The 23,067-nt window shown below is 40.3% G+C and carries 20 protein-coding genes; all 20 read right to left on the bottom strand.

Annotated features, from left to right (window positions below; translation table 11 throughout):
• Positions 1 to 9: 9 nt before the first annotated feature.
• Positions 10 to 282, bottom strand: a complete 273-nt coding sequence (gene rpsP / locus AC0VXV_RS05265) for a 30S ribosomal protein S16 (RefSeq protein ID WP_008403312.1) — start codon at positions 280 to 282, stop codon at positions 10 to 12.
• Between the two features lie 92 nt (positions 283 to 374).
• Positions 375 to 1,733 carry a signal recognition particle protein gene (gene ffh, locus AC0VXV_RS05260; RefSeq protein ID WP_413077758.1) on the bottom strand — a complete coding sequence of 453 codons (1,359 nt, stop codon included), beginning with the start codon at positions 1,731 to 1,733 and terminating at the stop codon, positions 375 to 377.
• A 12-nt stretch (positions 1,734 to 1,745) separates the two neighbouring features.
• Positions 1,746 to 2,081: a putative DNA-binding protein gene (locus AC0VXV_RS05255; RefSeq protein WP_079525160.1), complete on the bottom strand. Its 336-nt coding sequence runs from the start codon at positions 2,079 to 2,081 to the stop codon at positions 1,746 to 1,748.
• Positions 2,082 to 2,281: 200 nt separating this feature from the next.
• Complete coding sequence (locus AC0VXV_RS05250; RefSeq protein WP_475530626.1) at positions 2,282 to 3,775, bottom strand: UxaA family hydrolase; 1,494 nt, start codon at positions 3,773 to 3,775, stop codon at positions 2,282 to 2,284.
• The gene (locus tag AC0VXV_RS05245) at positions 3,772 to 5,187 is read right to left on the bottom strand and encodes a tagaturonate reductase (protein ID WP_475530625.1); all 1,416 of its coding nucleotides are present in this window, start codon (positions 5,185 to 5,187) and stop codon (positions 3,772 to 3,774) included. The genes AC0VXV_RS05250 and AC0VXV_RS05245 overlap by 4 nt, the downstream gene beginning before the upstream one ends.
• A 16-nt stretch (positions 5,188 to 5,203) precedes the next feature.
• The gene (gene uxaC / locus AC0VXV_RS05240; RefSeq protein ID WP_475530624.1) at positions 5,204 to 6,598 is read right to left on the bottom strand and encodes a glucuronate isomerase; all 1,395 of its coding nucleotides are present in this window, start codon (positions 6,596 to 6,598) and stop codon (positions 5,204 to 5,206) included.
• Positions 6,599 to 6,610: 12 nt separating this feature from the next.
• A complete protein-coding gene (locus AC0VXV_RS05235) occupies positions 6,611 to 7,891 on the bottom strand; it encodes a TRAP transporter large permease (RefSeq protein WP_475530623.1) in 1,281 nt (426 codons plus the stop codon).
• Positions 7,891 to 8,406, bottom strand: coding sequence for a TRAP transporter small permease (locus tag AC0VXV_RS05230; protein ID WP_475530622.1), 516 nt, complete (start codon positions 8,404 to 8,406; stop codon positions 7,891 to 7,893). Before AC0VXV_RS05230 ends, AC0VXV_RS05235 begins: the two co-directional genes overlap by 1 nt.
• A gap of 20 nt (positions 8,407 to 8,426) precedes the next feature.
• Positions 8,427 to 9,410 carry a TRAP transporter substrate-binding protein gene (locus tag AC0VXV_RS05225; RefSeq protein ID WP_475530621.1) on the bottom strand — a complete coding sequence of 328 codons (984 nt, stop codon included), beginning with the start codon at positions 9,408 to 9,410 and terminating at the stop codon, positions 8,427 to 8,429.
• Between the two features lie 187 nt (positions 9,411 to 9,597).
• The gene (locus tag AC0VXV_RS05220; protein ID WP_475530620.1) at positions 9,598 to 10,584 is read right to left on the bottom strand and encodes a LacI family DNA-binding transcriptional regulator; all 987 of its coding nucleotides are present in this window, start codon (positions 10,582 to 10,584) and stop codon (positions 9,598 to 9,600) included.
• Positions 10,585 to 10,784: 200 nt separating this feature from the next.
• Complete coding sequence (ftsY, locus tag AC0VXV_RS05215) at positions 10,785 to 12,035, bottom strand: signal recognition particle-docking protein FtsY (protein ID WP_475530619.1); 1,251 nt, start codon at positions 12,033 to 12,035, stop codon at positions 10,785 to 10,787.
• Complete coding sequence (gene smc / locus AC0VXV_RS05210) at positions 12,032 to 15,613, bottom strand: chromosome segregation protein SMC (protein WP_475530618.1); 3,582 nt, start codon at positions 15,611 to 15,613, stop codon at positions 12,032 to 12,034. The genes ftsY and smc overlap by 4 nt, the downstream gene beginning before the upstream one ends.
• Before the next feature lies 1 nt (position 15,614).
• Entirely contained in the window at positions 15,615 to 16,376 is a 762-nt protein-coding gene (rnc, locus tag AC0VXV_RS05205; protein ID WP_475530617.1) for a ribonuclease III, read from the bottom strand.
• Positions 16,377 to 16,580: 204 nt separating this feature from the next.
• Positions 16,581 to 16,817, bottom strand: coding sequence for an acyl carrier protein (gene acpP / locus AC0VXV_RS05200; protein WP_008403327.1), 237 nt, complete (start codon positions 16,815 to 16,817; stop codon positions 16,581 to 16,583).
• A gap of 107 nt (positions 16,818 to 16,924) precedes the next feature.
• Positions 16,925 to 17,671, bottom strand: a complete 747-nt coding sequence (gene fabG, locus AC0VXV_RS05195) for a 3-oxoacyl-[acyl-carrier-protein] reductase (protein ID WP_079525136.1) — start codon at positions 17,669 to 17,671, stop codon at positions 16,925 to 16,927.
• Entirely contained in the window at positions 17,662 to 18,615 is a 954-nt protein-coding gene (gene fabD, locus AC0VXV_RS05190) for an ACP S-malonyltransferase (RefSeq protein WP_475530616.1), read from the bottom strand. The genes fabG and fabD overlap by 10 nt, the downstream gene beginning before the upstream one ends.
• Before the next feature lie 26 nt (positions 18,616 to 18,641).
• Complete coding sequence (plsX, locus tag AC0VXV_RS05185; RefSeq protein WP_475530615.1) at positions 18,642 to 19,637, bottom strand: phosphate acyltransferase PlsX; 996 nt, start codon at positions 19,635 to 19,637, stop codon at positions 18,642 to 18,644.
• Entirely contained in the window at positions 19,634 to 20,206 is a 573-nt protein-coding gene (fapR, locus tag AC0VXV_RS05180; RefSeq protein ID WP_079525130.1) for a transcription factor FapR, read from the bottom strand. Before fapR ends, plsX begins: the two co-directional genes overlap by 4 nt.
• Before the next feature lie 116 nt (positions 20,207 to 20,322).
• Complete coding sequence (locus AC0VXV_RS05175) at positions 20,323 to 20,742, bottom strand: VOC family protein (protein ID WP_008403332.1); 420 nt, start codon at positions 20,740 to 20,742, stop codon at positions 20,323 to 20,325.
• Positions 20,743 to 20,810: 68 nt separating this feature from the next.
• On the bottom strand, positions 20,811 to 22,850 hold the full coding sequence (gene recG / locus AC0VXV_RS05170) for an ATP-dependent DNA helicase RecG (protein WP_475530614.1): 2,040 nt from the start codon (positions 22,848 to 22,850) through the stop codon (positions 20,811 to 20,813).
• Positions 22,851 to 23,067: the final 217 nt, after the last annotated feature.

The following is a 23,067-nucleotide window of genomic DNA, read 5'->3' as shown; positions in this document are numbered from 1 at the left end:
ATCATTGAATTATTTGCTGTATTTAGCGTTATGGAATTTTTCCATGATACCTTGTTCTGAGAACAGGTTACGTACAGTATCAGATGGTTTTGCACCATCAGTTAACCATTTAAGAGCTTTCTCTTCATCGATTTGTACTGTAGCTGGAACTGTAAGTGGGTTGTAAGTACCTACTGTTTCGATTTGACGGCCGTCACGTGGTGAACGAGCGTCTGCAACTACGATACGATAGAAAGGAGATTTTTTAGCTCCCATACGTTTTAAGCGAATTTTAACTGCCATTTTAATAGCACCTCCGAATAAGTTTCACACAAGATATTATATTAGCAATGTCTTGATGGTTTGTAAAGTGTTTTTTCTTAACACCTTATTTTTTATTTAAATAATGAATCAAAACCAGGCATTTTCATCTTCTTTTTACCTTTTCCTTGAGCCATACCTGTCATCTGTTTCATCATTTTTTTCATTTCTTCAAACTGCTTCAATAAGCGGTTTACTTCCTGAATTGACGTCCCTGAGCCTGTAGCGATACGCTTTTTGCGGCTCGCCGAAATGATTTCCGGGTTTGTCTTTTCATTTGGTGTCATCGAATAGATAATCGCTTCGATGCGTCCCATCTGCTTTTCATCGACTTTGACATTGTCAAGGCCCTTCATTTTGTTTGCACCTGGAATCATTTTCAATAATTCATCAAGTGGTCCCATTTTCTTCACGGCTTGAAGTTGTTCGATAAAGTCATCAAACGTAAAGCTCTGTGTCATGAACTTTTCTTCCAGCTCTTTCGCCTTCTCCATATCAACGTTGGCCTGTGCTTTTTCGATCAGTGACAGTACATCACCCATCCCTAAAATACGTGAAGCCATACGCTCTGGATGGAATGGTTCCAGCGCATCCATCTTTTCGCCCATACCGACAAATTTAATCGGTTTCTCTGTAACAGAGCGAATCGACAGTGCCGCACCACCACGAGTATCACCGTCTAATTTTGTTAAGACAACGCCCGTAATGCCGACTGTTTCATTAAAGCTTTGTGCAACATTTACAGCATCTTGACCTGTCATTGCATCAACAACTAAAAATACTTCGTCCGGCTCTTTTAAACCGCGAATATCTTTCAGTTCCTGCATCAGCTCTTCATCAATATGAAGACGACCAGCTGTATCGATTAATACAACGTCCAAATGCTCTTCTTTTGCATGCTCGATTGCCTGACGTGCAATTTCAACAGGTGAAACATCTGTACCTAGTGAGAATACTGGCAGAGATAACTGTTTCCCTAATGTCTGCAATTGCTGAACAGCGGCTGGACGGTAAATATCTGCTGCTACTAGTAATGGTTTTTTATTATATTTTTTACGTAATACATTCGCCAACTTACCCGTAGTCGTGGTTTTACCTGCACCTTGTAAACCAACCATCATAATGACAGTCGGAGGACGGTTGCTGAATTTAATCGGACTTTGTTCGCCACCCATTAAATTCTTCAATTCATCCTGTACAATTTTAATGACTTGCTGACCAGGTGTTAATGATTTCATGACGTCGACACCGACTGCGCGCTCACTAACTTTTTTAACGAATTCTTTTACTACCTTTAAGTTTACGTCCGCTTCGATTAAGGCAAATCGGACTTCACGCATCATTTCTTTAACGTCTTGTTCCGTAACTTTCCCTTTACCTTTAATCTTTTGGATCGTACCTTGGAGTCGCTCTGCTAAACCTTCAAAAGCCAACTCGTTCGCCCCCTAATCCGATTCCTTCAGTTGTTCAACCAATGCCAGTTTCGCCTCTGTCGTAGAAGCCTCATCCTCAATTGCATCCGCCAATTGTTTTAACACAATTTGACGTTGTTGAAACTTTTCGAATAAATTTAGTTTTTCTTCATATTCTTCAAGCATCGCCTCAGTACGGCGAATGTTATCGTAAACAGCCTGGCGTGAAATATTATAACTTTCGGCAATTTCTCCTAACGAGTGATCGTCCAAGTAATACAGTTCCATATAGCTGCGCTGTTTATCAGTTAATAACGCTTGATAAAAGTCGAAGAGAAAGTTCATGCGTGTTGTTTTTTCAAGTAGCATTTTTATCTCTCCAATCATAATTTGTCTATCTTATCATAATCTTGTGGGCAGTTACTGTCAAGGCAATCCCCTTGTCCGTGTGGATAACCTTTTTCTTTCCATTAATAAACGATTTAAAAAAATGACGACACTCCCTCACAAAAAAGGGAGCATCGCCATTTCTTATATAATAGGAAGATTACTATAAAGCGAAGGTACTTTTAGAGCGTTACACCTGTTTTAAAAATAGCCATTTCTTTAAAGTTCATACGTTCATGATTTAATTGCTCACCACTTGCAACAGCAATAATGTATTGAATAAATTCTTCCAGTACCGCATCTTCGTCAGCGTCATCTTCTAGTATTTGCCCTGCATTAAAATCAATCCAATGCTTTTTTTGTTCATAAATTGCACTGTTTGTGGAAATTTTCATCGTAGGTACGAATGAGCCGAATGGCGTACCACGACCTGTAGTAAACAGCACTAATTGACAGCCGGCAGATGCGAGTGCTGTACATGCTACAAGATCATTGCCCGGCGCACTCAATAAATTCAGCCCGCGTTTTTTTAAACGTTCTCCGTATTTCAAAACGTCGACAATCTCAGCACTGCCCGCTTTTTGCGTACAACCTAACGACTTGTCTTCCAGCGTCGTAATCCCGCCCGCTTTATTGCCTGGTGAAGGATTTTCATAAATCGGCTGATTGTAGTCGATGAAGTATTGCTTAAAGTCATTAATAAGCGAAACAATTTTTTCAAATGTTTCCTCATCTTGTGCACGGTTCATTAAAATTGTTTCCGCTCCGAACATTTCCGGAACTTCCGTCAGCACCGTTGTGCCGCCCTGTGATACTAAAAAATCGGAGAATCGGCCTAGAAGCGGATTCGCCGTGATGCCCGATAAACCGTCTGAACCGCCACATTTTAGTCCGATACGCAATTCACTAATCGGAATATCTTCTCGGCGGTCATTGCGAACTGCTTCATGAAGTTCCACGAGCGCTTCTACACTTGCTTCAACTTCATCATCAACTTGCTGCGACACGACAAATTTCACACGGGAAGTATCGTAAACGCCAAGCTCCTGCTTCATCTCTTCAATTGTATTATTCTCGCAACCAAGTCCTAATACCAGAACTGCTGCAGCATTCGGATGATTAATTGCATCCAGTAAAATAGTACGTGTATTTTCATGGTCGTCGCCTAATTGTGAACAGCCAAAATTATGCTTTAATACGAGTGTCGATTCAAATGGCGCAATACTTCCTACACGTTGCTCAAACTCCCGAATAATCATATCCGCAATACCATTCACACATCCGACTGAAGGAATAATCCACAATTCATTCCGTATACCGACTTCACCGTTGCTGCGTCGGTACCCTTTAAATGTTAAATTACGCTGCTGGTAGTTTAATGTAATATCTTTCTTGTCGTAATTATAGTTAATAATGTCCTGCAAATTTGTTTTCACATTATGTGTGTGGACAACCGTTCCTTTTGCAATATCTTCAGTAGCATGTCCAATCGGATAGCCGTATTTTATAATATGTTCCCCTTTTTGAATATTACGTGTGGCAATTTTATGGCCTCTTGCAACTTCCTGTGATAGATTAATCTGCTCTTGGCCGATGGAAAATGGCTCTCCCGCTTCAAACGCACGTAAAGCGACCGCAACATTATCAGATGGATGAATTACAATCGTTTCTTTCATAATCCTAGTACCTCCTCTTCCAATTCCGCAATAAACTGTGCTGTTTGTTGTTCTTTAAATGCCGCAATTGCCTGCCCGACAAATTGTTCAAGTTGTGGAATCGTTGTTAAATCTATTCCCCAAAGATTTTCATTACGCAATACAGCCGCTAATGGCATTGCCGTAATTTGCTCAATCGCTTCCGGAGCATCTTGCGGCGAGAAAACTGCTGGTGTTTGATATAGGTAAATCCAGGCAGCCAATGCTGTTGTTAGATGTTTTGGAAGTGTTTCATATTGCTTATAATACGCCAGTAATAATGGAATATTTCTGGTTTTAAACTTGGCGATCGCATTGAGTGCAATACTTTTTACGTAATGTGCAATAAACGGATTTTCAAAGCGCTCTAAAACCGCCTGTTGATATGTGATTAACTGTTCTTTGTCGCCATTAATGGTAGGAATCACTTCTTCTACAAGTAAACGTTGAACAAATGGTCTTAACGATTGGTGTTCCATCACTTGCCCGACTGTATCAATATTCAATAAAATAGCAAGCGGTGTTAATGCGGAGTGCGCACCATTCAGCATTTTCACTTTACGCTCCCGGTAATAACTCAGGTCTTCTACTAGCTTTACTTCAAATTTATTATTAATTAACGGGAAAGAATGCAGCGCTTCTTCATTTTCTATTACCCAAATATAATACGGTTCTGCCGAAACAAGTAACTTATCATCATACCCAAGCTTCAACGTTAATTCTTCATGTTGGCTTTTCGGGAATCCCGGTACGATACGGTCAACAAGTGTGTTGCAAAATGTATTGGCACTTGTAACCCAATCAATGAAGTTCTGCCCTAAGTTCCATGCATTTGCATAGCTTACAATTCCATTTTTTAAAGTAGTACCGTTCTGTTCAATTAATTCACACGGCAGAAAAATCAACCCTTTTGACGGATCCCCGCCGAATGTTTCATAGCGTTTCCATAAAAAATGAGTCACATTCGCCACAAAATTAGTTGATGGCTGTCGATCAAATGGGAGCTCTTCATAAACAATTCCCGCTTCCGTTGTATTGGATACAACATATTGGAGGTCTTCCGAAACTGCAAGCTTCATATATTCTTCATATTGCCTTTGCAGTGAAATACTGCGCGAGACACTTTCAATCACTTGTTCATAGTTGACTTGCTTACCATTTTGAATCCCTTGCGTAACAAGTGTGTATAGGCCGTCTTGCGCATTGATCACTTCTGACGTACTTCCTGATGTTGACTGGACAATAACAATTCCTAAATCGTGTTGCTGCTGTAAATTCGCTTCATGTATAAGCCAATCAACAAAAGCACGGAGAAAATTCCCCGTGCCGAATTGGACAATACGCTCTACGACAGCTGTTTTTCGAGTATACACATCGTTTGATAACTGTTGCATGCTTCATCCACCCCATTTAAAAGTTAAAGTAATTTTTTGCATTGTAATAGCAAATATCCTGTACAACTGTTCCAAGCAGCTCATAATCTTCAGGGAATTCTCCATTTTCAACCCATTCGCCAATAAGATCACATACTAAGCGTCTAAAATATTCGTGGCGCGTATAAGACAGGAAACTGCGTGAATCCGTCAGCATACCGATAAAGCGGCTGAATACCCCTATGCTCGCAAGTGCTTTCATCTGATCAAGCATTCCTTCTTTTTGGTCATTAAACCACCAAGCCGTACCGAATTGAATTTTCCCCGGTACTTTTTCCTGGAAGCTTCCGATTATACTAGCAATAACGTAATAGTCTTTCGGATTTAATGAATAAATAATCGTTTTCGGTAATGCATCTTCAAGTGCAAGCGCATCCAGTAAACGTGTCAGCGGTACCGCGATTGGACCATCATTAATGCTGTCATAGCCTGTATCCGGTCCTAATTCATTAAACTGACGTGTATTGTTGTTGCGGTGTGCGGAAATATGATATTGCATTGCCCAATCATATGAAGCGTATTGCTTTCCTAAAAAGATAAGCAATGCTGTTTTGTATTTCGCTTCATCTTCCAGCGATACTTGTCCACCCGCAAGCCCCTTTTCAAAAATAGCACTCACTTCCTGTTCTGTCGCTTCTGCGTAATATATCGTATCCAATGCATGATCTGATACTTTACCGCCGACTTCATCAAAAAACTGAATACGTTTTGCAAGAGCTTCTTTCAATTGTTCATAAGACTCAATTGTTTCACCGACTACTTCCGATAATGATCCTATCCAAGCCGCAAACGTCGGCTTATTGATTTCCAACGCTTTATCCGGTCTGAAACTTGGCAGTACTTTCACGTTAAACTGCTCATCTTTTTGAAGCGCGATATGATATTCAAGCGAGTCAATCGGATCATCAGTTGTGCAGATTACTTCTACTTTTGAGTCTATAATCAACTGGCGTGCTGTTTTTTGAGGTAGTTGTTCATTTACATTATCCCAAATAGCACGTGCTGTTTTTTCATTTAATAATGTTTCTTCATTAAAGAATCGGCGCAGTTCTAAATGAGTCCACTGATATAAAGGGTTTCCAATCGTATACGGAACGGTTTTTGCCCATGCTTCGAAGCGCTCATAATCATCCGCATCACCCGTTACAAGGTGTTCCGGAACCCCATTTGCCCGCATCGCACGCCATTTATAATGGTCACCGTATAACCAAGCCTCTGTTATATTTTTGAATTGCTTATCCTCATAAATTTCCTGAGGACTTAAATGACAGTGATAATCGATAATCGGTAAATCTTTTGCATAGTCGAAATACAGCTTCTCAGCTACTTTATTGTTCAATAAAAATGAATCACCCAAAAATGTTTTTGTCATATTCTAGTCCCCCTACTTCAATAGTAATTCCGGAAGTTTTAACGTAATGTCTGGAACAAACGTTATTAATAGTAGTATAACAATCATTGCTCCATAAAATGGAAGCATTCCCTTTGTCGCTTTTTCAATTGGTATTTTACCTATCGCACATCCGACAAACAGACATGTACCAACTGGCGGTGTTACAAGACCGATCGCTAAGTTAAGAATTAATACAACACCAAATTGAACCGGATCCATACCTGCTTCGATTGCTACAGGCAATAAAATTGGTGTCGCAATCAGAATTAACGGTGCCATGTCCATGAACATACCTAATACTAGTAAAATAACATTAATAATTAATAATGTAACAAAATCGTTCGGTGAAACAGCCAATAACGTTTCTGTAACCATTGCAGGTACTTTTAAAAATGCAAGCAGCCAGCCGAATGCTGAAGAAGCAGCAATTAAAAACAATACCATCGACAATGTTTTTACAGTACGTTTTAAAATGTTCCCCATCGCCGAAATCGGCACATCTTTATAAACGAAAAATGAAATGATAAACGCATATAATGCACCGATTGCAGCAGATTCTGTCGCTGTGAAAATACCGGATAAAATCCCGCCAATAATAATAACTGCTGTAAACAATCCTAATAAACCTTCGCGTACAATTTTCGGTACTTGTTCACGCTTAATCGGTTCACCTTTCGGATAATTACGCTTAACTGCAATGGCATATGCAAAGATCATTAAAATTAAGCCTAACGCAATGCCCGGAATAATTCCTCCCATAAACAATGCACCAACCGATACACCACCGGCAGCAGTAGAATAAATAATCATATTATGACTTGGTGGAATTAAAACCCCTTGTGCAGCACTTGAAATAGTAACGGCAACTGAATATTCCGCATCATATTTTTGCTTTTTCATCATTGGGATTAATACAGAACCAATAGATGAAACGTCCGCAACTGCAGAACCCGAAATACCGCCAAAAAACGTTGATGATAAAACGTTTACCATCGCTAAACCGCCTCGAACTTTACCGACAATAACATTTGCTAAATTAATTAAACGGCGTGAAATACCGCCTTCATTCATTATTTCACCAGCTAAAATGAAAAATGGAATCGCAATAAGCGAAAAACTGTTCAATCCACTTACCATTCGCTGTACAATAGCTGCTAAATCAATCCCTAAATAAATCGTAGTGACAAATGACGAAACAGCCAGACATAATGCAACTGGTACACGTAAAATTAATAACACTACAAATACTGCAAGTAAAATCGCAATCCCCATTATTTAGCCGCCTCCATCGCTTCTTTGGCATCGTCATCAAAATCTTCATGAATCGCATCTTTAAAGAACATTTCAATCCCGTAAATGAATGTTAAAAAACCACTGACAGGAATCGCACTGTATAAAATACTTTGCGGCAATCTTGTACCGGCCATTAATGAGCCATGCATTAAAAATGTAAAACGGATACCGTAGTAGATAAAAATGATACTCATTGCAACTACCAATACTTTAGTGATGAGATCTATTTTCTTTTGAATGCTCTTTGGCATCAAACCTACAAATACCCCTACCCCAATATGTAAGTTGTCTCTAAATCCGATTGCAATTCCAATAAAGGCGATCCAAATTAATAAAAGCAACGCCAATTCTTCCGTCCATCTCGGTGTGAAGTCTAAAAAGTTTCGTGTAAATATTTGATAGATGATGATTAATGTCATCGCAATAACCATCGTTCCTAAAATATAATCTAGGCTGCGGTCTAAAATACTTTTTGCTTTTTTTATAGTAGCCACTCGATTGCCCTCCCCTTTGTTTACTTAACCAATGATTGAATCTTCTCTAAATTCTCTTTAAACTGCTCCCCGTATTTTGTGTAGATTGGTTCAACTGCTTCTTGCCAAGGTGTCACATCATCGATGACTGTAACTGTATTACCGGCATTTCGTGCTTCAAGTAAAGATTTTTCTTCCAGTTCTGCCCATGCTTCTCGTTGCACGACTTGTGATTCCAATGCCGCTTCCTTAAATATCTCCTTATCTTCATCAGATAGCGTATTCCAGAAAGCTTTCGAAGCTGTCAAAACTTCAGGTACACCAGAATGTCCGTCCATCGTCACGTATTTAGCAACTTCAAAATGATTCGTCGTGTAATAACTTGGGAAGTTGTTTTCAGCACCATCAATAACACCTGTTTGAATAGCCGAATATACCTCACCGTAAGACATTGCTGTGGCAGAAGCTCCTAATGCCTCAACCATGTCAATATTTAAACTTGATTGCTGTACTCTTATTTTTAGCCCTTCTAAATCTTCCGGTGACTTTACCTCGCGAACCGCATTATAGAAGTGACGGTTGCCTGAATCGTAAAAAGCCAAACCTTGTAAATTCGATTCGCTTAATCCATTTAATAATGTCTCGCCGATTTCACCATTCAATACTTCCCACTTATGTTCATCATTTGAAAATAGGTATGGTAACGATAAAACGCCTAATGAATCCGAGAATTCCATTAAAGGACTGCCATTAACCCGTGCCAGTTCAATTGCCCCTACCTGCATTAATTCGATGGCACTCTTTTCGTCACCAAGTTGACCTCCTGTGTAAACTTCCACTTTGTAACGTCCATCTGTTTTTTCTTCTATTAATCTCGCAAATTCATAATCGCCGACTGAAGTAGGATAATCATCTACCTGGTTCTCGGCTAAAATGATTGTTTGAGCTTCATCGGAAGAATTACAAGCAGTTAAAAATATTGTTAATGCAAGTAATAGCATTAAAACCCCTTTTGTTTTCATCATTTTTCCCCCTTGTATGCGGTTACATTTAACTAAAACGATTTAGTAAAACGTTTTATTAAAAAATAATAAATTATCTTCAGAACATTTGCAAGGATAATTCTTAATTTTTAGAATATTATTCTCAAAAAATATTTCATATAGTTTTAGAGGACCTGTTCTTAATACAGTTCCTCAATCGCTATAAATCCTATACTAAAATCGGATCGAACCGGTATGCGGGTAATAATTCCTCTGTGTAGCCGCTTTTTTTGATTTGCAGGAACAAATGAACCGCTTGTTTTGCCATTTCTTCTGTTGGCTGTTCAATCGTTGTCAATTTTGTAGACATAAATTTAGCTAATGGCATTTCGTCAATTACAGCAATACCGATCTTCCCCAAAATGTCTGGAGCATATTCTTTCAAATAGTGTAAAATTGCAAGCAGCATACGGTCATTTCCGGCAATAATTCCATCGAGGCTGACTTCAGTAAGTAACTGTTTGAACTTTTCCGGCAGGTTTTCCGTTGAAGTGGCGATTACTTGATGCTCTCCATATGCTACCCCCCTCTTTTTCATCGCCTGGCGGAAACCTTCCAGCCTTTCGAGACGAGGCGTAATATTTTGTTCAATCGAGCCTGCCACAATAGCTAAATTTTCATAGCCTTTATTCATCAGTTCTCCAACTGCCAGCTCGATGGCTTTTTCATTATTCAATAGAACACTTGGTATTTTCACGTCGGCAATCATACGGTCTAAAAAAACAACCGGTATATTACTGTTATATAAATAGTCATACAAGTCTTTGTTATTGCCTGTAGGGAAAAGAATAAAACCTTCTACCTGCTTTGCGAGCAGCAAATCAATATGTTCACGTTCCAATTTCGGGTTATCATTTGCATTGCACACAATGACCTGGAAGCCGTGTTGCTGAAAGTGTCGCTCTAAATGATGGACGATATGTGTAGTAAACGTGTACATAATATTTGCGACAATAATCCCAATTGTTTGGGTCCCTTTGTTTTTCAGACTTCGCGCTAAAATATTTGGCCTGTAGCGCAGTTTTTCAACGGCTAACTGTATTTTTGCCCGTGTTTCAACACTCATATACTCGTAGCGCTGATTCATAAATTGTGAAACGGTACTGACCGAAACATTTGCTTCCTTAGCAACGTCGGCTATTGTTACTTTTTTCATTTTTATCTCCTTTTAGTTAATAAATGTTTACTAAAACGTTTTGGTAAAGTTTATCATGTCAAAATATAACATGAAAAGCAACCCCTCAATTCAGAGTTAAAAAAAAAATCAGTCGATTGAATTATTTTTTCATCAAAAAAGCAATTCGTAAAAATTATACGAATTGCTTTTTGAATATAATGATAAAGCGAAAATAATTGTTAGTCTTCTGCTTTTTCCAATTCTTTTTCCAGTCCTTCGGCAAATAAACCATATACATAACGTTCTGCATCGAATGGCTGCAGATCATCCATTTTTTCACCAAGTCCTACAAATTTTACAGGGATATGCAGTTTATTGCGAATAGCCAATACGATACCGCCTTTTGCCGTACCATCCAGTTTAGTTAAAACGATACCTGTTACATTTGTTGCCTCTTTGAACATTTGAGCCTGAACAAGCGCATTTTGGCCTGTTGTCGCATCCAATGCAAGGAGTACTTCATGTGGTGCATCCGGAATTTCACGAGAAATTACACGATGTACTTTTTCAAGTTCGTTCATTAAGTTGACTTTGTTTTGCAGACGGCCCGCTGTATCACAAATTAAAATATCAACACCGCGGTTTTTCGCTGCACGAATCGCATCATACATTACTGCTGCAGGGTCGGAACCTTCTGATTGCGCGATAACTTCTACACCGACACGGTCACCCCATACTTGCAGCTGCTCAATGGCACCGGCACGGAAAGTATCACCCGCTGCCAGCATCACTGATTTCCCTTCCGATTTTAGACGGTGGGCCAATTTACCGATTGTCGTAGTCTTTCCGACACCATTAACCCCAACAAATAAAATAACCGTTAAATCTCCGCTCTGCTGAATATTTAATTCTGTTAAATTTTCTTCACCAGATTCATAAATTTCGACAAGCTTTTCGGAAATGATCGTCTGAATTCCGTTCGTATCTTTAATGTTTTGACGCTGTACTTCAAAACGTAATTTATCCATTAATTCCATCACTGTTTCAAAGCCGACATCCGCTTGCAGCAGTACATCTTCCAGCTCTTCAAAGAAATCTTCATCCACTTTACGATAACGTGCAACTAAATCGTTTACTTTAGAAGTGAAAGAATTACGTGTCTTTTCCAATCCCGCTTTAAACTTCTGGGTAATCGACCAGGCAGACTGCTTTTGAGGTTCTTCAACTTCTGCGTCCGATTGATTAGAAATTTCTTCTTCAACAGGCTGTATCTCTTCAATTACCGGCTGCTCAACTGTTTCTTCCTGCTCTTTTTCAACAGTTTGTTCAATCACAGAAATTTCTTCTTCCACTGTCTCGATTAATTGATTTTCTTCCTGTACTTGTTCGTCAAGCGGTAACAAATCTACCTGTTGATCTTGTAGTTCTTGCTGTTCTTTTTGTTCACTGCTACCTGCCAGTTTTTCTTTCAGTCGCTTAAAAAAACTCATCTTCCGCCACTCCCTTGCGCTACTAATTCAGCATGTTCTTCCAGTTTTACAGATACAAGTTTCGATACACCTGACTCTTGCATTGTAATACCGTACAGAACATCTGCCCCTTCCATCGTGCCTTTACGGTGTGTAATGACGATGAATTGAGTATGCTCACTAAATTTACGTAAATATTCACTATAACGCACAACATTCGATTCATCCAATGCTGCTTCAACCTCATCCAAAATACAGAATGGTACAGGTCGTGTATTTAAAATCGCAAACAATAAAGCAATAGCCGTTAATGCACGTTCTCCGCCAGAAAGCAGACTTAAGCTTTGCAGTTTTTTCCCTGGTGGCTGGGCAATAATTTCTATACCCGTCTCTAACATGTTATTAGGATCCAACAGCACCAGGTCCGCAGTACCGCCACCAAACAGCTCTCTAAACGAAATGACGAATTGCTTGCGAATCTGCTTGAATGTTTCACTGAAGCGTTCTGTCATTTCTTCATCCATCTCGCCGATTGCTTTGTGCAGCGTATCTTTTGCAGCAACTAAATCTTCTCGTTGTTCACTTAAAAATGTATAGCGTTCCTGCACACGCTCGTATTCCTCAATCGAAGTTAAATTGACTGGACCAAGTTCTTCGATCGATTGCTTCAGCAGCTTCACTTTCCGTCGAACTTGTTCTTCATCTTCAATGCTGATTGCTTCTTCTTGAGCAGATAAAACGTCTAATTCATATTGCTCAAGTAATTGCTCTTGCAAACTATTCATTTCAAATTCAATTCGGCTGCATTTCAGCTCGAGTGCACGCAATGCATCAACATAGCTTTTGTGTACTCGCTGTATTTCCTGCAGGTGAATTTCATTCTCCGTAACTTGCTCATGCAAAGTAGAACGCAGTGTACGGTTCTTTTGAATAATTTCTGTCAGTACGTCTTTTTTCTCCGTCCATTCGACAATTGTTTGGGCTAATTCTTCTGCTGATGGACCATTTAAGCCATCTTCAGATTCTATCCAGTCGATTTCCCGGGAAATTTTTTCGACATTTGCCTGCGCTTTAGACAAATTCAGTTCAATTCCTGCAATCGATGCCTGTACTTGCGTCAATTGCTCTTGGGCAACAGCAAGCTCAGATCTTTGTTGAGCTAACTGTTCACGCAATACATCTTTTTGTGTTTCACTCTGTGCCTTAGCGAGTGTCAGTTCATCAACCGTTTGCTGAATTTCCTGTAATTCTTTACTTAATTCTGTCAATCGTGATTGTGCAACTGACTGCTGTTCGTTTAACGACTCTTTACGTGTCGATAATGAAGTTTGCTCCGACTGCGTAATCGTTACCGTCGTCTGTAAGTTCTTCACAATCATATCAAGTTCCATAAGCTTCGCACGGTGAATTTGCTCTTGCTCACGCAATGTTTCACCTTGCAGCTTCATCTCTTCTAATGAGTGTCGTAATGATGCAATCTGTTCTTTCTTCGTCGCTACCGTTTGCTCGGCAGAATGGATTGTTGACTCCATTTCTCCCAACGTCGTTACGAGTTTGTCGAGTTCCGCTTTACGCGAGAACAATGAACTTTGCTGCTTTACGGCACCACCTGTTAAAGAACCACCAGCATTCACGATGTCCCCTTCAAGGGTAACAACGCGGTACTTAAATCCGCATAAACGGGCAATTTGACTTGCACCTTCCAAAGAAGATGCAACTAATACATTACCTAAAAGGTTTTCAATAATTGTTGTATTTTCTTGTGCATAATTTACTAGTTCATATGCCAATGCAACATAAGCAGGGTGTGATTGAATATCGCTTAATTGCTGTGCATGAATTTTCCGTGAACGCATTACTGTTTTCGGTAAAAATGTTGCACGGCCTGCACGTTTTTGCTTCAACCAGCCAATTGCTTTTTGAGCATGTTGTTCATTCTCAGTCACAATATGCTGTGAAGCTGCACCTAAAGCAGTTTCTATCGCCTGTGAGTATTTTGCCTCGACTTGAATTAGCTCGGCTACTGCACCTTCGATCCCTTGCAGTTCTTTACGATCCCGAGCTAAAAGGACTTCCTTAACACCATGGAAGAAGCCTGAGAAATCAGCTTCAAGTTCAGCCAATGTCTCTTTACGCGCTTTTAATTGCTGATGATGCTGATAAGCTTTATACAATAATGCTTGCTTTTCATCTAAATCGGCAGTCGCTGATTTTAACTGATGCTGAATTACATCAAAATGATTTAGTTGCTCTTTCACAGACAGTTCCGCCTGTTCAAGTGCACGTTCTGTCACTTCTTTCGCAATGAGTGCTTCAGTTAGTTCTTTTTGAATTTCAGATGAACGACCTGTCATTCGCTCAACAGATGCCTGTTCCTGCGAAAGCTGCTGATCGATATGCTTTAATTCATTTTTTACTGTCGCTTCTTCGTTAAGCAAGTTAATGTACGTATTTTTCGCATCTTCAATTTCTTGTTCGATTTCCGAAGCAGAGCGTGTTAAAGCTTGCTCGACCTGTTTTAGCGTCGAACGAATTTCGCTAACGATTTTTTGCTTTTCCGTAAACTGCCCGCGTTTTTCCCGTTCAGCCTCTTGCAGTTCTTTTACAGTATTGGATGCTTCCGTTAAGCTTTCACGTAGTTGCTGAATTTGTTTTTCGGCATTTGAACGCTTTTCGTTAAATAGCGCTTTACGGCCTTCCCATCGTTCTACTTCCGCGCTCGCCTCGACAAGCTGTTCTTGAGAACTGTCCACCACTTCGTCAATCGCTTTCAACTCCGTACGCATTTTGCGCAGTTGTTGTTCCACTGTCGCAATTTCAGTTGCATGTTCTTTTTCGGTTGCTGTTAATTTTCGCTGCTCTTCAGTATAGCCTTGCAATACTTTGCCGTTTGCACGGATATCATGAACCATTAATGCTATATCAAAATCTTTCAGTTCTTCGGTCATTCTCACGTAATCTTTCGCGCTGGAAGCCTGAATTTTCAATGGCTCCAGACGCTGATCGATTTCATGTAAAATATCGAGAACCCGATTTAGATTTTCATCTGTTTCAACAAGCTTATGCTCCGCTTTTTTCTTGCGCTGCTTATATTTTAAAACACCCGCAGCCTCTTCAAAAATACTGCGGCGGTCATCTGGACGGCTGTTTAGAATTTCATCAACTCGTCCTTGTGAAATAATGGAAAATGCTTCTTTCCCAAGCCCCGAATCCATGAACAAGTCTGTAATATCTTTTAGACGACATTGCTGGTTATTCAGTAAATATTCACTTTCGCCTGAGCGATAAACACGTCTTGTCACACTTACTTCTGTATAAGGTATTGCTACTTGTTCATCTGTATTATCTAAAACGAGTGTAACTTCCGCAAAGTTCAGTGCTCTTCTTGATTCACTTCCTGCAAAAATAACGTCTTCCATTTTGGCTCCACGCAGACTTTTGGCAGACTGCTCTCCTAATACCCACCGGATTGCATCTGTTACATTACTTTTCCCACTACCATTTGGTCCTACAACTGCTGTAACACCAGGTACAAAATCAATCCCGATACGTTCGGCAAATGATTTAAAGCCTACTACTTCGAGTCTTTTAAGGAACATGTTATTCCTCCTCTTGCTTCGACTGCTTAAGCATCAGCATGGCACTTTGTGCTGCTTGCTGCTCAGCCTCTTTCTTTGATTTTCCACGGCCAATACCTAACTCCCGGCTGTTTAACAATACGCGTGAAACGAATGTTCGATTATGTGCTGGACCTTTTTCATCAACAATTTCATAATTTAAAAGGCCGTTATTTGTTTGTTGAATAATTTCTTGTAATTGACTTTTAAAATCCATCACATGCGAAAAAGCACCGACTTCAACTTTAGGGAATACGACACGTTCTAAAAATGCGACAACTACTTCTAGGCCTTGATCTAAATAAAGGGCTCCGACAAATGATTCAAATACGTCAGCAAGTAGTGCCGGACGTTCGCGACCACCTGTTAATTCTTCACCTTTACCTAATAAAACGAATTGTCCGAAGTTTAGTTCATTCGCAAAAACAACTAGTGATGGCTCACAAACGATTGATGCACGTAATTTCGTAAGTTCCCCTTCGCTCATATTCGGAAATTTTTCAAATAAATATTTTGATACAGATAACTCTAATACAGCGTCCCCTAAAAATTCTAATCGCTCGTTGTCCGTAAATAATTTGCGGCGATGCTCATTCACATAAGATGAATGTGTAAATGCTTGATATAATAAATCTTTATTCTGGAAATGAATGTTCATTTCGTTTTCTAAAACTTGAAATTGTGATTTTACTTTTTCAGGGAGTACACCGGGTTTCTGGTTGTTCCCTTTTTTTCTATAGGTCATGTACTTTCTGCCTTCCTTCTAGTTTCTATCGTTTAGTTTACCTTGTTCTATAGCATTGTGCAAAGGGTATCAGTCAAATTCCTATCAAATTTCGTTTTAATTGTTCGGTCAACTAGAAACTGTTATTTAACGCAATTTTCAGACGCAAAAAAGGCTGTACAAAAGTCGTTGTGACTTCGTACAGCCCTGTGTTTTATAAATGAATTAGCTGATTTTGCTTTCGATGTATGAAATTGCATTACCAACTGTTGCAATTTTTTCTGCATCTTCATCAGAAATTTCCATATCGAACTCATCTTCAAGTTCCATTACTAACTCAACAACATCTAATGAATCTGCACCTAAATCCTCACGGAATGATGCTTCTAATTTCACTTCGCTTTCGTCGACGCCTAAACGGTCAACGACTACTTTTGAAACACGCTCAAATACTGTAGACAAATCAGTCACCTCCCCTCAAAAATTCTAACCCAGTTGATTTCCGTTCCGGGCACGCTTTCCGCGGGCACTTCACTCGAATCAACTAGATTACTTATATTTCAATCATATTAAGCCATTACCATGCCGCCGTCTATTTGGAGGGTTTGGCCTGTAATGTAGTTAGCGCTGTCTGATGCGAAAAATACGACAGCTTTTGCGATATCTTCCGGTTGACCAAGTTTTGCCAACGGGATTTGTTTAAGCATACCTTCTTTTAAATCTTCCGGTAAGCCTTCTGTCATTTCCGTTGTAATAAAACCTGGTGCGATGGCATTGACTAAAATATTACGTGATGCAAGTTCCTGCGCAGTCGTTTTCGTCAGACCGATCACACCAGCTTTTGCTGCTACATAGTTTGCCTGTCCGGCATTCCCTGCAACCCCAACGATTGAAGAAATATTAATAATGCGTCCTGCACGCTGTTTCATCATTTGACGCGTTACAGCTTTTGTACAAAGGAAAACACCTTTTAAATTCGTATTGATGACATCATCCCATTCGTCATCTTTCATACGCATTAATAGATTGTCACGCGTAATGCCCGCATTGTTCACTAGAATATCAATCGAACCGTACGTATCAAGCGCTGATTTCATTAAATTCTGTACAGAATCCGCATCTGCTACATTCGCCTGTACGGCAATTGCTTCGCCGCCATTTGCTTTAATTTCTTCTACAACTTCCTGTGCCTTTTGCTCGCTCCCGCTATAATTGACAACGACTTTTGCACCTTCACTTGCCAATTGTAATGCGATTGCGCGACCAATGCCACGAGATGCCCCTGTTACAACAGCACATTTCCCTGTTAAACCCATTGTTTCCACTCCTTTGATGCCTCAACAACTTGTGTCAAACTCGCCTCATCATATACACAGTATGTTTGTACATTGCGGTCGATTTTTTTCACTAAGCCTGATAATACTTTTCCAGGTCCGCATTCGATAAAGACCGTTACCCCTTCAGCAATAAGCTTTTCAATGTTTTGCTGCCATTGTACAGAGCTTGTTACTTGGGCAACCATTTCTTCTTTAATTGCTTCAACCGTTGTTAAAAGCTCTGAAGTTACATTGCTCACTACCGGAATTTTTGGTTCCTGTAATGGTAATTTTGCTACCGTATCTTTTAAATGATGTGCCGCTTTTTGCATTAATGAACTATGGAAAGGACCGCTTACGACTAAAGGTAAAGCTCGTTTTGCTCCTGCTTCCTTCGCTCTTTTACATGCTTCGTCAACACCTTGTTTCGTCCCTGAAATCACAATTTGGCCCGGACAGTTGAAGTTCGCTACTTGAACGACTTCTCCTTCAGCGGATACTTGCTGGCAAATGGCGTCTAGTTCTACTCCGTCTAACGCCAATATAGCTGCCATTGCTCCTTGACCTGCAGGTACTGCCTCGTCCATAAATACACCCCGTCTATGAACCGTTTGAACTGCATCTTCAAAATCAATTACTCCTGAAATGACAAATGCACTGTATTCTCCTAATGAATGCCCCGCAGTATATTGCGGTGCAATACCAGCTTCAATCAGCTTATTTGCGATCATCACCCCTGATGTCAATAAAGCTGGCTGAGCATGGTATGTCAGTGTTAATGTTTCTTGTGGACCGTTTAACATATAGTCCGACAATGGAAGGTTCAACACTTCGTTTGCTCGTTCATAATACTGTTTGCTTACTTCATCATTCGCAACAAACTCCGCACCCATCCCTACAGTTTGTGAACCTTGTCCTGGAAAAATAAAAGCAATTTTTGTCATTTGATAATCCCCTTTGTGAAAAAGCTTTATTCTGGCTTTGGCAATTGCTCAATTTTTTTGGTAATTGTTTCGCATACTTTATGCTCTACCATAATTGTCGCTTGGCGAATTGCACTGTAAACCGCACGTGCATTCGAAGAACCATGCGCTTTAATAACAGGTGCTTTCAGGCCGAATAAAGCCGCGCCCCCGTATTCTGTATAATCCATTTTATCTTTTAACTGTTTTAGGTCATTTTTTACTAATGCAGCAGCAATTTTCGTTTTTGTCGTGGCAAATAACGCATCCTTCAACATTTTGAAAACCGTGCCTGCCGTACCTTCAATTGTTTTCAGTACCATATTGCCTGTAAACCCATCCGTTACGACAACATCAGCGACCCCATTCAGTAATTCGCGTGCTTCCACATTGCCTTCAAAGTTAAAATCCGCTTCTTTCATCAATGTGAATGCCGCTTTAGTTAATTCATTACCTTTTTTATCTTCAGTTCCGATATTTAATAAACCAATACGAGGTGCTTTTTGACCGCGTACTTGCTTCACATAAATATCACCCATAATTGCGTACTGTAATAAGTTTTCAGGCTTTGCATCTGCATTCGCCCCTAAATCAAGCATAAGGAAGCCATCACCATTCATCGTCGGTAGTGTTGTTGCTAATGCAGGACGTGCTACCCCATCAATACGGCCTACTTTGAAAAGTCCGCCTGCCATTAAAGCACCAGTATTCCCTGCCGATAAACAAGCGTCTGCCTTTCCTTCAGCAACTGCATCAAGCATACGAGCCATTGAAGAATCCTTTTTGCGGCGTACTGCGCGTGCCGGATCGTCCTCTGCCTCTACAACTTCACTACAATGAACAACCGTTAGGCGATCATGATTTTTTAAATAAGGTGCCATTTTTTGTTCATCGCCATATAAATCAATCGTTAATTTCGGAAAATCTTCAAGTGCCATGAAGACACCTTCAACAATTGCCTTTGGTGCGTTATCTCCACCCATACCATCTACTGCTATTTTCATGTTGTTTCTTCACCTTTCATCCGATACATTTCAAACTCTCCCTTGAAAACTATTTCATTATCAACAGAAGAAGTCACTTCAATAAACGTACGGTTTTTATCCGGGTTTTTCCCTTTTACAACTGCCTTCGTTACGACACGATTTCCTGCTCGAACCGGCTTCACGAAAGCTACATTTGATTTTACAGTAAGGGCGAGCTCATCATCAATTACTGCAACCGCCAAAGAATTGGCCTGTGCAAATAAATGGTGACCGCGTGCTATGCCATTGCGCTGGAAAACATGCTCTTCTCCAACATCAAATATTGAAATTGCCCGATTATCCAGCTCTATATCAATAATTTCACCGATGACTTCATCAAGTGGCAACGATTTTACTTCATCATATTTTTTAGCAGCAACATCTTTAATACGCTCACGCAATTCCGGAATAGCGAGTTCCATGCGATCCAATCGAATTGTTTGAACGCTCACATTAAATTCAGCTGCTAATTGTTCATCTGTCACGAAAGGATTGTCTGCGATCTGTTCAGTCAATAACGACTGTCGCTCTTTTTTGGAACGCTTCATCGTATTTGTTACCTACCTTTAATTTTCTAAAAGATTAGTATTAGCACTTGGTACTAATATCAATATACATGTATAAAAAAAAGAACGCAACAACTTTTTGTTGCGTTCCTAAAATCTTATGCCTCCAGGCTTAGCTGCCACAGCACACCAAACTTATCTGTTACTTGTCCATAGCACTTGCTCCAAAAGGTCTCCTGTAACTCCATTACGATCTTTCCGCCTTCTTTTAAACCATCGAAAATAAATCGGATTTCCTGCTCGTCTTTTGACGTATAGGCAATGCTGATATTGTCCCCTACCGTCACTTGCGGAGAGCCCGGATACGTATCGGAAAACATCATTTGACCTTCCTCCAGCTCAATTTGTGCATTCATGACCAAATCCTTTGCTTCTGGCGGAATAGGGTGCTCAGGATTTGGCGGTAATTCTCCAAATGTTGAAATCGTTACACTTTTGGCATTAAACAGTTCTGCATATAACACCACTGCCTCTTTTGCTCGTCCATTTAACACGAAATACGGATACATGTTTCCCATCTTATAACCTCTTTTCAGCATTATTAAGTAGCCTAAATAGTTTTCCACCAATTACAGGTTCTAACCGTTTAATCGATTCGTTCTCCTTGCATAACTCCAGAAGCCGTTAAATCTTCTCGTAAAAATTCATATTCCTGATCTTGCCAGAATGCTTCATCATAAAGCATCTTCTCGGCATCCTGTCTTGCCGTTTCAAGTGCCCGGTAATCATGGACAAGGTCGGCCAATTTAAATTCCGGCAACCCGCTTTGTCTTTTCCCGAAGAAATCCCCTGATCCTCGCAGTTCCAAATCTTTTTCAGCTAGGCGGAAACCGTCATTCGTCTCGGTCATACTCAACATACGTTCTTTTCCTTCATCTGTTTTCGGATCGGCAATCAGCACACAATAGGATTGATGTTCTCCACGACCAACACGTCCACGTAGCTGGTGAAGCTGCGCTAAACCAAAACGCTCGGCATCATAAATTGTCATGAATGTCGCGTTTGGTACGTTTACCCCAACTTCGACAACAGTTGTCGATACAAGTACATGAATTTCCCCATCACTAAATGCTCGCATGACCGCATCTTTTTCGTCCGAATGCAGTCGACCATGCATCAGGCCGATTTCAAAACGGGTGCCGAAATAGGCCTTCAATTGTTCGTAAGCTTCCACTGCATTTTGCACATCCAGTTTATCGGACTCTTCGATTAACGGAGCAATGACATACGCTTGGCGGCCTGCTTCAAGTTCTTGGGTCATACGCATCAGCACACTGTTCAGCTGTTCTTTTTTCAGCCAATGCGTTTCAATCTCTTTACGCCCGGCAGGCAACTCATCAATAATCGAAACATCCATCTCACCAAAAGCTGTAATGGCTAATGTACGCGGGATAGGTGTTGCGGTCATGAACAGTACATCCGGATTTTCGCCTTTTTCACGCAGTACACGACGTTGTTCTACACCAAAACGATGCTGTTCATCCGTTATGACAAATCCTAGCTTCTTGAATTCAACATCCGGCTGAATAAGTGCATGTGTCCCAATGAGAATATCGATTTCTCCTGCTGCGAGCTGTGCCAACAATTCACGTCGCGCCTTTGTTTTTGTGGAGCCCGATAATAAAGCGATCTTGACACCAATCGGATCAAACCACATATGTAAGTTTTCCGCATGCTGTTCTGCTAAAATTTCGGTCGGTGCCATTAAAGCCCCTTGATACCCAGCCGTTACAGCTGCATATAGGCCGATTGCCGCAACGACCGTCTTCCCAGAACCAACATCCCCTTGAAGTAGGCGGTTCATACGTTGCGGGAGCAGTAAATCCTTGCAAATTTCATTGACAACCCGCTTTTGGGCACCTGTTAATTCATACGGCAGAGTCGCAATAAATTCCTTTAATTTCTCCAGATCAAAGCGAACGGAAATTCCCTTTTCATTTTCCTTATTCGCTTTTCTCAATGCTTGAATACGCAGTTGGAATTGCAGTAATTCTTCGTATACGAAGCGGCGTCGCGCCTGTTTTGCATGGTCTGCATTTTGCGGGAAATGCACACCTTCAAGCGCTTCTTGAATATTAACTAACTGATAGCTTTCACGCAGATAATTCGGCAATGTTTCAGGCAGTTGTTCCTTCACAGTATCTAATGCCTGGCGCATATATTTACGGAAGCGCTTTTGCTGTATATTCCCTTTTAAACTATAAACAGGCTCAAAATCGACTTGTTCTGTTTTCGGTCCGAATGTCACGGACGATCCGACAATAACTTGACGTCCGCGATCCCATTTTCCGGTAACCGTAATGATGCCGCCAGTTGAAATTTTTTGCCGTAAATAATTTTGATTGAAAAACACAATTTTAATTAAATGTCTTCCTGCAAGAGCCGTAAATTGCAAACGGGATTTATTTTTCCCTAAAAATAATACGGTCGGTTCACTTTCGATTCGTGCTTCAATCGTCACACGCTCATTATGCGGTGTTTCAGTTAGATCTTTTAATCGAAAATCTTCATGGCGGTATGGAAATGTCCAAATCAAGTCATGGATTGTCTCGATGCCAATTTTCATTAAATTTTCGGCTGTTTCTTTTCCGATTCCCTTTAATTGTGAAACTGGCTCATGAATCATTGTCGACACTTCCTTCCTTTACGAGTTTTTATCCCGCATTAACGGGTAGTAAATGCCCGCCTCTAGACTGAAGCAGAGCGAAGGTGATCGGCGGGAATTAACTACCCGTAAAAGCCCGATTGGTTTAACTACCAATCAGTGGGGTATGTACCCCCTGATTGAAGTTTCACTTTATAGTTTAACAATATCATAAAATGGGTGCATACGTTCCCTCATA

The organism is Solibacillus sp. iso_87 (genome assembly GCF_056173085.1).
This window is presented reverse-complemented; position numbering and strand designations above follow the sequence as displayed.